This is a genomic window from Mariniflexile sp. HMF6888, from assembly GCF_044335535.1.
Lineage (GTDB): Bacteria > Bacteroidota > Bacteroidia > Flavobacteriales > Flavobacteriaceae > Mariniflexile.
In genome coordinates, this window is the sequence record NZ_JBIQVZ010000009.1 from 13,201 (window position 1) to 27,280 (window position 14,080).

18 protein-coding genes and 1 pseudogene are annotated in these 14,080 nt (G+C 33.6%); 7 read left to right on the top strand and 12 right to left on the bottom strand.

The window, feature by feature from the left end; genetic code table 11:
- The first annotated feature begins 8 nt into the window (after positions 1–8).
- Genes ACGLWY_RS15810 through ACGLWY_RS15820 form a run of 3 tightly spaced genes read left to right on the top strand, consistent with a single transcriptional unit; the run spans position 9 to position 1,751 of the window.
- Entirely contained in the window at positions 9–1,298 is a 1,290-nt protein-coding gene (locus tag ACGLWY_RS15810) for a DEAD/DEAH box helicase (protein WP_396620639.1), read from the top strand.
- Positions 1,299–1,303: 5 nt separating this feature from the next.
- Positions 1,304–1,528, top strand: a complete 225-nt coding sequence (locus tag ACGLWY_RS15815) for a DUF6500 family protein (RefSeq protein WP_396620640.1) — start codon at positions 1,304–1,306, stop codon at positions 1,526–1,528.
- Complete coding sequence (locus tag ACGLWY_RS15820; RefSeq protein WP_396620641.1) at positions 1,509–1,751, top strand: VF530 family DNA-binding protein; 243 nt, start codon at positions 1,509–1,511, stop codon at positions 1,749–1,751. The genes ACGLWY_RS15815 and ACGLWY_RS15820 overlap by 20 nt, the downstream gene beginning before the upstream one ends.
- A 163-nt stretch (positions 1,752–1,914) precedes the next feature.
- On the opposite strand, the gene ACGLWY_RS15825 is transcribed toward ACGLWY_RS15820, so the two are convergent.
- The 9 genes and pseudogenes from ACGLWY_RS15825 to ACGLWY_RS15865 form a co-directional block, all read right to left on the bottom strand.
- A complete protein-coding gene (locus tag ACGLWY_RS15825) occupies positions 1,915–2,367 on the bottom strand; it encodes a tRNA (cytidine(34)-2'-O)-methyltransferase (RefSeq protein ID WP_396620642.1) in 453 nt (150 codons plus the stop codon).
- Entirely contained in the window at positions 2,367–3,131 is a 765-nt protein-coding gene (gene trpA, locus ACGLWY_RS15830; protein ID WP_396620643.1) for a tryptophan synthase subunit alpha, read from the bottom strand. The genes ACGLWY_RS15825 and trpA overlap by 1 nt, the downstream gene beginning before the upstream one ends.
- Positions 3,132–3,378: 247 nt before the next feature.
- Positions 3,379–3,755, bottom strand: a pseudogene (locus ACGLWY_RS15835) (GxxExxY protein).
- A gap of 248 nt (positions 3,756–4,003) precedes the next feature.
- A complete protein-coding gene (gene trpB, locus ACGLWY_RS15840; RefSeq protein WP_396620644.1) occupies positions 4,004–5,185 on the bottom strand; it encodes a tryptophan synthase subunit beta in 1,182 nt (393 codons plus the stop codon).
- Between the two features lie 90 nt (positions 5,186–5,275).
- Positions 5,276–5,962, bottom strand: coding sequence for a phosphoribosylanthranilate isomerase (locus tag ACGLWY_RS15845; protein WP_396620645.1), 687 nt, complete (start codon positions 5,960–5,962; stop codon positions 5,276–5,278).
- On the bottom strand, positions 5,959–6,744 hold the full coding sequence (gene trpC, locus ACGLWY_RS15850) for an indole-3-glycerol phosphate synthase TrpC (RefSeq protein WP_396620646.1): 786 nt from the start codon (positions 6,742–6,744) through the stop codon (positions 5,959–5,961). The genes ACGLWY_RS15845 and trpC overlap by 4 nt, the downstream gene beginning before the upstream one ends.
- Positions 6,741–7,733, bottom strand: coding sequence for an anthranilate phosphoribosyltransferase (gene trpD / locus ACGLWY_RS15855; protein ID WP_396620647.1), 993 nt, complete (start codon positions 7,731–7,733; stop codon positions 6,741–6,743). The genes trpC and trpD overlap by 4 nt, the downstream gene beginning before the upstream one ends.
- 143 nt (positions 7,734–7,876) lie before the next feature.
- Positions 7,877–8,467 (bottom strand): anthranilate synthase component II, encoded by a 591-nt coding sequence (locus tag ACGLWY_RS15860; protein ID WP_396620648.1) that lies wholly within the window; start codon positions 8,465–8,467, stop codon positions 7,877–7,879.
- Positions 8,468–8,590: 123 nt separating this feature from the next.
- Positions 8,591–9,994 (bottom strand): anthranilate synthase component I family protein, encoded by a 1,404-nt coding sequence (locus ACGLWY_RS15865; protein ID WP_396620649.1) that lies wholly within the window; start codon positions 9,992–9,994, stop codon positions 8,591–8,593.
- 416 nt (positions 9,995–10,410) lie between these two features.
- On the opposite strand from ACGLWY_RS15865, the gene ACGLWY_RS15870 reads away from it, so the two are divergent.
- From ACGLWY_RS15870 to ACGLWY_RS15885, 4 genes are all read left to right on the top strand, one after another.
- Complete coding sequence (locus ACGLWY_RS15870; protein WP_396620650.1) at positions 10,411–10,947, top strand: TlpA family protein disulfide reductase; 537 nt, start codon at positions 10,411–10,413, stop codon at positions 10,945–10,947.
- 6 nt (positions 10,948–10,953) lie between these two features.
- Positions 10,954–11,574, top strand: a complete 621-nt coding sequence (locus ACGLWY_RS15875) for a thioredoxin family protein (RefSeq protein WP_396620651.1) — start codon at positions 10,954–10,956, stop codon at positions 11,572–11,574.
- A gap of 124 nt (positions 11,575–11,698) precedes the next feature.
- Complete coding sequence (locus tag ACGLWY_RS15880) at positions 11,699–12,016, top strand: rhodanese-like domain-containing protein (RefSeq protein WP_396620652.1); 318 nt, start codon at positions 11,699–11,701, stop codon at positions 12,014–12,016.
- A 185-nt stretch (positions 12,017–12,201) separates the two neighbouring features.
- Positions 12,202–12,471: a hypothetical protein gene (locus ACGLWY_RS15885; protein ID WP_396620653.1), complete on the top strand. Its 270-nt coding sequence runs from the start codon at positions 12,202–12,204 to the stop codon at positions 12,469–12,471.
- 89 nt (positions 12,472–12,560) lie between these two features.
- Here ACGLWY_RS15885 and ACGLWY_RS15890 read toward each other — a convergent pair whose 3' ends face one another.
- From ACGLWY_RS15890 to ACGLWY_RS15900, 3 genes are all read right to left on the bottom strand, one after another.
- On the bottom strand, positions 12,561–12,875 hold the full coding sequence (locus ACGLWY_RS15890) for a hypothetical protein (protein WP_396620654.1): 315 nt from the start codon (positions 12,873–12,875) through the stop codon (positions 12,561–12,563).
- Between the two features lie 241 nt (positions 12,876–13,116).
- Positions 13,117–13,335 (bottom strand): hypothetical protein, encoded by a 219-nt coding sequence (locus tag ACGLWY_RS15895; RefSeq protein ID WP_396620655.1) that lies wholly within the window; start codon positions 13,333–13,335, stop codon positions 13,117–13,119.
- A 28-nt stretch (positions 13,336–13,363) separates the two neighbouring features.
- Positions 13,364–13,861, bottom strand: coding sequence for a DinB family protein (locus ACGLWY_RS15900; protein WP_396620656.1), 498 nt, complete (start codon positions 13,859–13,861; stop codon positions 13,364–13,366).
- Positions 13,862–14,080 lie beyond the last annotated feature (219 nt).

The following is a 14,080-nucleotide window of genomic DNA, read 5'->3' on the forward strand; positions in this document are numbered from 1 at the left end:
CAAATTATATGCAATTTAACTCATTAGGCTTATCCCAAGCCTTGCTAAAAGCTATTAGCAAAAAAGGATACACAACCCCAAGTCCCATTCAACAAAAAGCCATTCCACCTATTTTACAAGGTAAAGATGTATTGGCAAGTGCACAAACGGGTACGGGTAAAACAGCAGGTTTTACATTACCGCTTTTACACATTTTATCAGAAAATCCAAAAGAAAAATACAGACCCATTCGTGCATTGATTTTAACGCCAACGCGCGAATTGGCAGCACAAGTATATGCAAACGTCAAAGAATACAGTGAGTTTTTAGAACTGCGAAGTGCTGTTATTTTTGGAGGCGTCAATCAAAATCCACAAGTAACAACGATGCGTCAAGGTATTGATGTGTTGGTGGCAACACCAGGACGATTATTGGATTTAATAAATCAGAACCATATATCTTTAAAACGTGTTGAGATTTTGGTTTTGGATGAAGCTGATCGCATGCTCGATATGGGGTTTTTACGCGATATAGAACGCATTATTAAACTCATGCCTGAGAAACGCCAAAACTTAATGTTTTCGGCAACCTTTTCGTCCGATATTAAAAAACTGGCACATGGTATTTTAAACAATCCCATACAGGTAGAAGCAACACCCGAAAACACGACGGTTGATGCCATTTCACAAAAAGTATATCGCGTAGCTAAAGGTTTAAAAACCGATTTGATTATTAAATTAATCTCAGATGGCAATTGGAAACAAGTGTTGGTTTTTACACGAACCAAACATGGCGCCAATAAGCTATGTGAAAAAATGGCAAAAGCAGGTATAAAAGCTGCCGCTATACATGGTAATAAAAGTCAGGGCGCACGTACCAAAGCACTGGGTGGTTTTAAAAGCGGAAGTGTGAGTGTTTTGGTAGCGACCGATATTGCGGCCCGTGGTTTGGATATTCCATTATTGCCACACGTTATTAATTTTGAATTACCTAATATTTCTGAAGATTATGTACACAGAATTGGAAGAACGGGTAGAGCAGGAGCTAGTGGTGAAGCGCTTTCGTTAGTGAGCGCCGATGAAACTACCTTTTTACGTGATATTGAAAAGTTGGTTGGAATTAAGATTCCTGTTGAAATAGTGGCAGGTTTTGAACCTGACCCGAATGCTTCTACCGAACCCGAAAAACGCCAACAACGTGGTGGTGGAAACCGAAGTAGAAACAATGAGAGGTCTGCTAATTCGAATACTCAAAAAAACGATAGTAGCCGACGCCCTAAACGTAATAACGACAGACGTAGAAACGACAGACGAAATTAAAGGTAATGACAGCAAGTTTAAAAGCTAAAATCATTAAAGTTTGTAATGAAAAAATAACCGCTAAAGGCGAACAAGTTGGCGTGTCCTTTTATGCGTTTTTTGAGAATAAAAACAGCAATCCAGACTTGTTAATGGAAGCTGCCACTTGGTGGATTAAAGAACACCAGTTAGACCATTTTGAAAAGGCCGTAAAAATTAGAGACTTAGTAAATGGAATTACAACCAAATAACCCATTACACGGCATAAAGTTAGAACAAATTATTAATGATTTGGTGGCACATTATGGTTGGGAATATATGGGGCACACTGTTAAAATCAATTGTTTTACAAGCAACCCTACGGTTAAGTCGAGCTTAAAGTTTTTAAGACGAACACCTTGGGCAAGAGCTAAAGTGGAAGCGATGTATTTAAATATGCTGAAACAGAATGAAAACAAAAAAGGTTCAAGTTAATAGCTTGAACCTTTTTATATGTTTGATAAATAACTAATTAAGCTTTACTTTATTTCCTTTCTCTTTCTTAAATTTATAAAAACAAATCTAAAGGAACCTGTCGAAGCATATTTTAATATGAATTTGAGCTAATTGCTTATTTCGAAATCAGGTTAAAATACGTTTAGCTCAATTGTTTTAGCCCTTCATACACAACTATACCAACCGCATTGGCTAAATTTAAACTTCTTACATGACTGCTGTATAAGGGTATTTTATAAAGACTTTCAGAATGTTTTTCGATAATTGATTTTGGCAGTCCTACCGATTCTTTTCCAAAAATTAAGAACATATTATCTTCAAAAGGGATGTCCCAGTGATTTTTATGACCATGGCTAGAAAGAAATACCATGTTTTGGTCTTTGTTGATGTTGAAAAAATCATCAACACTATCGTAATAAATGATGGTGACATGTTTCCAATAATCCAAACCGGCACGTTTTAACTTAGTATCGTCAATTTGAAACCCAAAAGGTTTTACAAGATGTAAACAAGATCCAGAAGCCAAGGCCAACCTACCAATATTGCCTGTATTGTTGGGTATTTCGGGTTCGATTAAAACAATATTTAAGGGCATTAGTTCTTAATGTCTTTTACAAATTTATTAATATCGCTAATGGAATTGTTGGTTAAAAACTTTATAAATGCACTGCCAATAATAGCGCCTTTGGCATGTTCTGTGGCTTGTGTAAATGTTTTATTGTCAGAAATACCAAACCCAATAATTTGAGGGTTTTTAAGATTCATATCAGCAATACGTTTAAAATAAGTAGTGTTTTCGTCGCCAAAACCAGATTGTGAGCCTGTAACGCTGGCACTACTTACCATATAAATGAACCCATTAGAAATAGAGTCAATAAAATGGATACGTTCCATACTTGTTTGTGGTGTTATTAAAAACACATTAATTAACCCGTATTTTTCAAATGTCGCTTTGTATTGCTCGTTGTAAACATCTACTGGTAAATCGGGAATAATTAAACCATCGATACCTATTTCTTGGCATTTTTTACAGAATGCCTCTATACCATATTGAAGCATCGGATTAAAATATCCCATAATGACTAATGGAATGGATACCGACTTTCTAATATCTTTTATTTGATTGAAAAGTACTTCCGTGGTCATGCCATTCTTTAATGCTTGCGTTGAACTCGCTTGAATGGTGGGGCCATCAGCTAATGGGTCGCTAAAAGGCAACCCGATTTCAATCATATCAACACCACTTTTTTCTAGGTTTTGAATGATGGTTGCGGTATCATTTAAAGAAGGAAAACCTGCTGTAAAGTATATGGAAAGTAACTTTTTGCTTTCTTGTAATTTTTGATTTATTCTATTCATTGTAAGTGATTCTTTTTCATTCCCTCGAATGAGGAAATCTTATAATATTATTTCTAAATATAATTAATTGTATTTCTAAATGTATTCTGAAAGGTCTTTCCAATCTGGATTCAGGCTGTTTATTAAATTGATTTTCCATTCACGATTCCATTTTTTGTTACTAATCAGACTGTTTTTTTTACCGCAAAGTGCGCTAAGGTTTCCGCAAAGTGCCACAAAGTATGCCCTGAGCAAAACCGAAGGGAACTTATAGGTTATTTATTACTCTTCTTATTCCGTTTTTCAACAATGCAACATTAAAGTTGATCAACAATCCAAGTTTGAAGCCACCAAGCTTCATATATGTTAGTGTTTGTGCCAAATGAACATCATTTAATGCTTCTACACTTTTTATTTCAATAACCAGTTTATGCTCTACCAATATATCTATTCTGTAACCACAATCTAATTTGACTTCTTCAAAAACTAAAGGCATGGGCTTTTCCTTTTCGCAAACATCCCTGATTGAATGATTTTGTACATTAAACATTCTTTATAGGCGCTCTCAAGTAACCCAGGGCCTAATGCTTTATGAACTTCAATGGCCAAACCTATTAGCTTATTAGCTATTTCGTTTTCTGTCATACTACTTTTTTTAACGACTATGGTTTCGCAAAGAATTCAAAGTAAACTTTTGCGAACTTTGCGATTTTTCTTTGTGTTCTTTGTGGTTAATATTTATTATTGATTAGTTGCCATTATTCTAATTGCCATTCTTTTTTACTGAATTGTTAATATAAAACTGTAAGGGTTCTTATTGGTTAATGTATACATAATAAACATTTATATTTTAATAAAGGATTCCCTCCTTCGAGGGAATGAGAAAAATAAACTTATAGTTTGAAATATTTAATATAAGTATCTAAATCTTTATCACCACGACCAGATAAACTGACTACCACAACATCGTTTGGTTTGAATTTTTTCTGTTCAAAAATAGCTAAGGCATGCGAGCTCTCAATGGCTGGAATGATGCCTTCTAACTTGCATAATTCTAAACCTGCTTTCATAGCTTCATCATCGGTAATAGACATGAATTCGGCACGGCCCGTTTTAGCCAAATGGGAATGCATGGGGCCAACACCAGGATAATCCAATCCTGCCGAAATAGAATAGGGCTCAGTGATTTGCCCATCTTTGGTTTGCATTAAAAGGGTTTTACAACCATGAATGATGCCTTCTTTGCCCAATACAGAAGTGGCAGCACTTTCGCCAGAATCGACACCTAAACCAGCAGCTTCAACCGCGATAATGTTCACATTTTTTTCATGTAAAAAGTGGTAATAAGTACCAGCGGCATTGCTGCCACCACCAATACAAGCGACAACGTAATCGGGATTTTCACGGTTCTCGTGTTCTTTTAATTGCCATTTGATTTCTTCTGAAATCACCGATTGAAAACGCGTTACCATATCTGGATAGGGATGTGGACCAATGGCAGAACCAATGATGTAATGCGTATCTACAGGATTGTTAATCCAATCGCGAATGGCTTCATTGGTAGCGTCTTTTAAAGTACGACTTCCTGATAATGCAGGAACTACGGTGGCACCTAACATTTTCATACGGGCCACATTGGGTGCTTGTCGTGCAATATCGATTTCACCCATATAAACAATACATTCCAGTCCCATTAAAGCACAAACTGTTGCGGTTGCCACACCATGCTGACCTGCTCCAGTTTCGGCAATAATACGGTGTTTGCCTAAACGCTTTGCCATTAAAATTTGCCCAATGGTGTTGTTGATTTTGTGAGCACCTGTATGGTTTAAATCTTCACGCTTTAAATAAATTTTGGTATGGTATTTTTCTGAAAGACGTTTTGCAAAATAGAGTGGGGAAGGACGCCCTACATAATCTTTTAAAAGCTGATTGAACTCTTTTTTAAAATCTGGTTCTGCCATTATTTTTAAATAATTTTGGCGTAACTCTTCTACATTAGGATAGAGCATTTCAGGTATATATGCACCTCCAAATTCACCATAATAACCTTTTTCGTTTACATTATAATTCATCTGATTATATTTATTGTTTTTCAATGGTCAGATGTTACATCCATAATCATACCTCCGTGTTTTAATGGTATTTTTGGTATGGATGTTTCATCATTTAAAAATCAGTTTATTTCTAAATTCGTTTAACTTTTTAATATTCTTTAATCCTGGCTCCAATTCAAATTTGCTATTTACATCAATAGCAAAACAATATTTTGAAGCTGTATGTTGTTTAAATTCCTTAATTTTTTCTACTTCATTTAATCCGATACCACCACTTAAAAAAAATGGTTTGGTTGAAGGATAGTTGTTTAAAACATTCCAATCGAAAGTGTAACCATTACCTCCGGGTAATTTTCCTTTGGTGTCAAACAGGAAATAATCGCAAAAGGCTTCGTATGCTTTTAAAATCCCAAAATCGAATGTTTCTTTTATTGAAAATACTTTGATTATTTCTAGTTTCCCATCAATCTGAACTTGTTTCAGATTCTCATGATGTGATGCTGAAACAAGTTCAGCATGACGTTTTTTTAAAGCGTCACAATATTCAGGTGTTTCTTTACCATGAAGTTGTACGGCTTGTAAATTATGGGTGTTTATTTTCTCCATAACAATGGCGATGTCCTCATCAACAAAAACACCTACTTTCTTTATTGATTTTGGTAATTCGGATATGTTTTCAGAATCAAAGTATCTTGCAGATTTATCATAAAATATAAACCCAAGATAGTCTGGTTGCAAAGCTGCAACTTGTTCTATATTGTCTTGATATTTCATGCCGCAAACCTTTAATTTCATTTTTCTAATTTTTTAATAAATTGTTTTGCACTCTCACCCGCATTATCGGTTTTCATAAAGTTTTCACCAATTAAAAACCCTTTATATCCATAAGGCTGTAATTCTTTAATGGCTTCAATATTACTAATACCACTTTCCGATACTTTTACAAAATCGTTTGGAATGAGCTCACTTAGCTTTTTACTTGTTTCTAAACTTACGTCGAAGGTTTTTAAATTTCGGTTATTTACGCCTAACATATCCAAACTTGGCATGATGGATTTATGTAATTCTTCTTCATTATGAACTTCTAATAGGACATCCAAGTTTAGACTTTTAGCAAATTCTGAAAATTGTTTAATGTCCTCTTTTGTTAAAATAGCAGCAATAAGTAAAATAACATCTGCGCCATAAGCTCTGGCTTCCAATAGTTGATATTCATCTATAATAAATTCTTTGCGTAAAAGTGGTAAATTACAACTGGCTCTTGCTGTTAGCAAATCGTCTAGAGAACCTCCAAAATATTTGCCATCGGTTAAAACAGACATACCACAAACACCTGCATTTTCATAACCTTTTGCAACATCAAACACATTTAAATTTTGATTGATAACTGATTTTGATGGCGATCTGCGTTTATGTTCTGCAATAATTCCTGTTTGGCTATTGCGTAATCTATTTGCTAATGATATGGTTTCCCTTTCAAACAACACCGACTGTTCCAATTGTTTTATTGGAATTAACGATTTTCGCAAATCGACTTCCATGCGTTTATCGGCTATAATTTTATCTAGAATGTTCATTTACTTAACTCTTGAATGGTTTGTAATGCTTTTAATCCTTTTCCACTTAATAAAGATTCTTTTGCCAAATCAAATCCTTGTTTGTGGTCCATTTGATTGGTGGTTGCTATCGCTAAACCAGCATTGGCACAAACTACATTGTTTTGTTGTTCTGTTCCTTTTCCTTGTATAACGTCCATGAAAATTTTGGCAGAAGCTTCAACCGTATTTCCTCCAAAAATGGATTCTTGCGTTATTTCTGAAAGCCCTAAATCTTCTGGGGAAAACATAGTTTCGGCATGGTTTGAAATGACTTTAGTTGGTCCTGTTAATGAAATTTCATCATAACCATCTAATGCATGAACTATGGAATAGTTTTTATCAGTATTTTGATATAAATAGCCATAAAGACGAAGTAATTCCAAGTTGAAAACGCCCACCATTTGGTTTTTAGGAAACGATGGATTTACCATAGGGCCTAACATATTGAAAAATGTTTTTACGCCCAATTCACGACGAATAGGTGCGACATTTTTCATGGCAGGGTGGAAGAGTGGTGCGTGCAACACACAAATACCAGCTTTATCTATCGAGCGTTTTAAGAAATCTTCATCATTTGAAAATTTTATACCTAAATATTCCATAACATTTGATGAACCACAAGCCGAAGATACGCCGTAATTACCATGTTTTGCCACATTAACTCCTGCTCCTGCAGTTACAAATGATGCTAAGGTTGAAATGTTAAATGTATCTTTTCCATCGCCACCAGTTCCACATAAATCAATGGCGTTAAAATCCTTTAAATCAATAGGGATGCATAATTCTAAAAGGGCATCACGAAAGCCCCGCAATTCTTCAAGCGTGATACTTCGCATCATAAAAACGGTTAGAAATGCTGCAATTTGACTTTGATTATAATCGCCTTTAGAGATTTTTACCAAAACCTGTTTCGCTTCATCACTGGAAATGCTTTCGTGGTTTATAAGTCTGTTTAATATGTTTTTCATTTAATAGATAATAGATAATAGACTATAGTCTTCAGTGTTCAGTGTTCAGTGTTCAGTCTTCAGTGTTCAGTGTTCAGTCTTCAGTGTTCAGTCTTCAGTGTTCAGTGTTCGGTCTTCAGTGTTCGGTCTTCAGTCTTCGGTCTTCAGTCTTCGGTCTTCAGTCTCAAGTCTATATTCAGCCAATTCTTTAAAATCTGTTTCCCGTTAGGTGTTAAAACCGATTCGGGATGGTATTGCACCCCTTTAACATCGTACACTTTATGGCGTAACGACATCACTTGTCCGTTGGCATCAAAAGATGTTGCTTCCAAGCTATCCGGTAAATCTGGACTTACCACCCATGAGTGATAACGGCCAACTTCAATCTCTTTGTCCATGCCTTTAAATAAGGATTCATCGTCAACAGTAATGGTCACTTTTGTTGCAACGCCATGATAAACATCTTCTAGGTTTATGAGTGAACCTCCAAAAACTTCAGCAATGGCTTGTTGTCCCAAACAAACTCCTAAGATGCTTTTTGTTGGCGCAAAGCGTTCAATAATGGGTTTTAATAACCCAGCCTCATCTGGAATCCCTGGACCTGGTGATAATACAATTTTATCAAAAGGTTCTACATCATCCAAAGTTAATTTATCGTTTCTAACAACGGTAACATGGCAGTTTAAATCTTCTAAATAATGCACCAGATTGTAAGTGAAACTGTCGTAATTATCTATAACTAATACGTTTGTCATCTTTTTTATTCCTGCGAAAGCAGGAAGCTGTTTTTTAATTAATTTAATTTTTTAGCCATAAATACACGAATGTATTTCTTGACGTATATTTTTTATTTTAAAAGATTCCTGCCACGCAGGAATTTATATAGTTTCTGCTAATTCAATAGCTTTTGTTAGGGCTCCTAATTTGTTATACACTTCCTGTAATTCGTTTTCTGGACTTGATTTTGATACAATTCCAGCACCGGCTTGCCAATGCAGTTTATGATTTTTACTTAAAAAGGTACGAATCATGATGGCATGGTTAAAGTTACCTTCAAAATCCATAAATCCAATGGCACCACCATAAAAAGAGCGGCTTGTTTTTTCGTATTCTTCAATAAGTTGCATGGCTCTGTGTTTTGGCGCGCCACTTAAGGTACCAGCAGGAAAGGTGTCGGCAACTACTTGCATCGTTGCCGTTTCTTTATGTTTTTGCCCGGTGACTTTACTAACCAAATGGATAACATGTGAGAAAAACTGAACCTCACGATAGGTATCGACAGTAACATGGCTTCCATGTCGGCTTAAATCGTTTCTAGCCAAATCTACTAACATAACATGTTCAGCATTTTCTTTAGCATCTTCAACTAGTTTTTTTGCTAATTCGGCATCTTGTATATCGTTTCCAGTACGTTTAAAAGTGCCTGCTATAGGATGAATTTCAGCTTTTCCATCGCTAACAATTAATTGCGCTTCTGGCGAGCTTCCAAAAATTTTAAAGTTTCCGTAATCGAAGTAGAATAAATACGGTGACGGATTGATACTTCTTAAAGCACGGTACACATTGAACTCATCACCTTTAAATTCTTGAGAAAAACTTTTTGAAAGCACCAGTTGGAATACATCACCACGACCACAATGTTTTTTTGCTAATTCTACATGGTGTTTGTATTCGTCGTCTGTTAAATTAGAAGTAATGTTTCCATTTGAAGAAAAGTTGTAAGACGCAAAGTTTTTTACTTTGATTAAATGATCTATTTCTTCAATGTTAGGTTCGGAATTAAAACAATGTGCAAAAATGTATGCTTCATTTTTATGGTGATTTATAGCTATAATATTTTGATAAACAGCATAATTAACGTCGGGTATTGCTATTGAATTTTCTTTTTTTGAAATTTCTATATCCTCAAAATACCGTACCGCATCATAGGCAATATATCCAAAAATACCGTTATTTATAAATTTGAATTCTTCTTCAGAATTTACTTTAAAGCGTTTCGTGAATTGGTTAATTTCTTCAGAAACATCAGAGCTTTCGGTTATTGGATTTGAAGTTTGACTTCCATCAGGAAACGTTTGAAAAATAGTTTCGTTTTCAACTTTAATAGTAGCAATGGGATTAAAACAGATATATGAAAAACTGTTGTCGTTCGCATGATAATCGCTACTTTCAAGCAATATACTGTTTGGGTATTTGTCTCTTATTTTCAAATAAATACTAACAGGCGTAATCGTATCTGCAAGAATTTTTTTGTAGTGCGTGTATAAATTAAATTTGTCCATTTAAAATGTCTTTGTCATTTCCGCAAAGGCGGAAATCTTTTTTTATTACTCTATTTTATACTTTACAAAAAAGGCTTGTCGTGAACGACAAGCCTTTTGAATATTTTTTAAGTTTTAAATATACTAGGGTTTTACTTCACGAAACGTAAGTTTAGAAAGGACCACCACCAAGTATTATTTAAAATTGATTTCAATTTTTTTTGTTTTTTTGTTTTAACGAGTTCAAATATAGAAATGAAAATATAATTACACAATATTTCAAGTTAATTTTTGCATAAAATAATGTTAAACGGTCTAATAACCTTGAAGTATTAATTATTTTTATATCTAAAATGATATTTTATTAAACAAGAAAAGAGAAAAGAGAGGTAAGAATCTAAAATTCCAAAACTTTGAAACTTTGTAACTAAAAAAACATGAAATTTAAAGCACTACTTATCACACTACTTGTTTTTGTAAGCTGTAATAATAAAGAGAAAAAAACAGATACTGCTAGTAATAATAGCACTGTTGAAAAGCAAAGTGAAGCTGATTTAGATTTAGAAGTATACGATTTTAATGGTTTTGAAAAGTTTCTTAATAAAAAGGACGATAAGATTCACGTTATAAATTTTTGGGCAACTTGGTGCGCGCCTTGTGTAAAAGAGTTGCCATATTTCGAAAAATTACATGCAGAATATGCTAATAAAAATGTTGAAGTGTTGTTGGTGAGTTTGGATTTTCCACATTTATATGATTCGAAGCTGAAACCTTTTATAAAGAACAAAAAACTAAAATCGAAAGTAATAGCTTTGGATGATGTAGATATGAATACTTGGATACCTAAAGTAGATGAAACATGGTCTGGTTCTATACCAGCTACCATAATTTATAAAAATAATGAGCGTAAGTTTTTTGAGCAATCTTTTACCTTCGAAGCATTAGAAACAGAAGTCAAACAATTTTTAAAATAGAAAATAATGAACAAGACGATCAAATTAATTTCCGCAGCTGTTATTGTGCTGTGCATTAGTGCATTTACAATTCATAAAACAACTTTTGGTGAAGGTTACAAAATAGGCGATGTAGCCGAAGATTTTTCACTTAAAAATATTGATGGAAAAATGGTATCCTTGTCAGATTATAAAAAAGCAAAAGGATTTATAGTAATATTTACCTGTAACACCTGTCCGTATGCAGTGGCTTATGAAGACAGGATTATAGCTTTAGATAAAAAGTATGCACCAAAAGGCTATCCCGTCATTTCGATTATGCCCAATAATGTATCTATAAAACAAGGTGACAATTTAGAAGCTATGAAGCAAAGAGCCAGCGAAAAAGGATTTACATTTCCTTATCTAATTGATGAAGAACAAAAAGTATTTCCAAAGTTTGGGGCTACCAAAACACCACATATGTTTGTACTGCAAAAAACAGAAAAAGGCAATGTTGTTAAGTATATAGGAGCTATTGATGATAATTATAAAGATGCATCGGCTGTATCGACGAAGTATGTTGAAAAAGCAGTTGAAGCCTTATTACAAGGAAAAGAGGTTGAGCAAACCGAAACGAAAGCAATAGGTTGTACTATTAAAGTATAGCATTTTTATTAAATGGATGTTTAAAAAATGGTTAAAGAAATCTAAAGTGTAATACTTTGGATTTTTTTTCGTCTATAAATTTTAGAAGTATTAAATTTGTATCATACAAATAGATTAAATAACAATGGAAGATTTATCGCAAGAAGAATGGGCATCACAATTAAAGAATGACAAAAATGCAGTCGTATTGGATGTAAGAACCGATGCCGAAGTAGCCGATGGTATTATACCAAATGCTATTCATATAGATATACATAAAGGTCAGGATTTTATAGATGAAATTGAAGCCTTAGATAAGGACAAAAATTATTATGTGTACTGCCGTTCGGGAAATAGAAGTGGTCAAGCCTGTGCCATTATGGATCAGTTAGGTTTTGAAAATGCCTATAATCTAGAAGGAGGTATTTTGGAATGGGAAGGTGACTTGGTATCTATAGACTAAACAAACAATAGACGTTTGGTTTTGTGATTTTTAACCGTTTTAATCTATGATTTGCTCTTTGAGCTTATTTTTGAGCACTTTGCCTTTTTTATTTTAAGCTGCAAGTTCTTTTTCCTAATTTTGTAAGAAGTTAGGAGTTAATACTTTAACTTAAGGACCAATTATTAAATTAATCCAAGTTTATTATGCAAAACGGTTACGTTATACTGGGAATTTTAGCATTGTTATTTATGAGTATGTATGGCTATGCTTATTATTCCGTTTCTTTAGAAAAAATAAGAGAGAGAAAGAAAAAGAAAAAAGATCTTGAAAAGGAAGAATTAAGGCGTTTGGAAAGCAAAAGAAAGCAAGAGATTATTGATGAAAAAGTTAAAAAGTTTAACGAACGAAAAGAAGAAATTCATCGTGAGTTAGTGCTTTTGGAAAAAATGAAAGAAAAGCAAAAAGTGGGCTAAACTAAATTTTATATATAAAAAAATCCATGCAGATAGTAATTTGCATGGATTTTTTGTTTTCAATATTTTGATAGTTATAAGGACATTAATTATTTATCAAAAATACCCATAGAAGTGCTAACCAAGCACATTGTTTCAATAGTAGGGGCAAGTTCTAATTTGCTCTCATCTCTTTGTTTTTGAAAGGATAGGAATGAAGGGACTTCTAACAATTGTTTTTGAATACCTTCATTTTTATAATGGGAAAGATGAACAAAGGTTTTACCGTCTTCACATGAATAAATAGTGTACCGAAAATCGTTGGTATTCAATTTTTGAAAATCTTCCATAAACAACTGAGTATTTTCCTTGTTTTTATTGACAAAATCAGGTTTTACGGTATATGTTACTTTTACTATAATCATCTTTAATATTTTTAAATGAGTTTAATATAACGTGAGTTGTAATATAGCTTGACATCCAGGTATTTAAATAGTTAAAAAAAACGGTATCATTACAAAACCTTAGTTCTGGTTGATAAACATACCCTGTAACTTTTAATAGTTTAACCGTGTAATCGTTGAATTGTGTATCACAAACTTCATCGATGCATCAAACTCTAAATTTTGAATTTTCAACTTCGTTATAATTTATGTCGAACCCAGGTTAATATAACTCTTCACATAAAAAGCCTTGATTCATTAGAATGCTACAGATAGAATCACTTTTAATTGTTTGGGTTTCGACTCGGAGGATGTTGTCGCAATCCTCCAAATCAAAATTCCAATAACCATTTTTGCTAATCAAATTATTTAAAAAAGGTTGTACTGTTTTAATATGGCTTTTTTTAGAAATAGAAGTTTTAAATACTAAAACGGTTTTCATCTATTTATATTTATTGTTTTTTAGTTAATTAACGTTCATAAAATGCTGGTGGTTCAATACCTAGAGAGCGTAAATAGACATAGGCTTGTCCGCGATGATGAATTTCATTGTCAATAAAATAGAATATCGAAGAATAAACTGTGCCTTCATATTGACCAAATATTTTAATGTTCTTTTGAAATTGTTCCCGTTTAATTTGAACCCAATAGGTGTTAATGTCGTTTGTTGCCTCGTCCCATAATTCAAGTATCTTTGCTTTTTTATTGCCATGCTCAAAGTGTTCATTAAAAGGCGATGATATTCCTGTTGCAATTTCTTTAATCCCAGGTCCAGCAATCCCAAGCAGTTCCATAACCATTTCGGAAAAAGGACGCATCCCACCAATAGTATGTTTAAAAAAGGCTTCTTCAGGAAAAGCTTCAATAACCCTGCGAGTTAAAGCTCTGTGGCCTTGCCAGTGGTTTATTAAATCTGTTGGTGTGATGACATCGTGCCATTCTGTGTTTTTGTTTAATGTGGTTTCCATAAGTGTTTTTTTTAATGATTTTTATTTCTAAACCAAAATTAAAGAGGGGGTGTGACAGCCTTTTGTCAGTAGTGAAAAATAATTTTCAATTTTATTTTTAAACTGCTATTAATAAGTTGGTTATAATTTAAAAAATGTTTTAAGGAATAAAGCAATTTTCTAAAAAACAGATTTATTGTTGACACAGGGTTGTCATAATCTGTACGTTACTTTGTATTG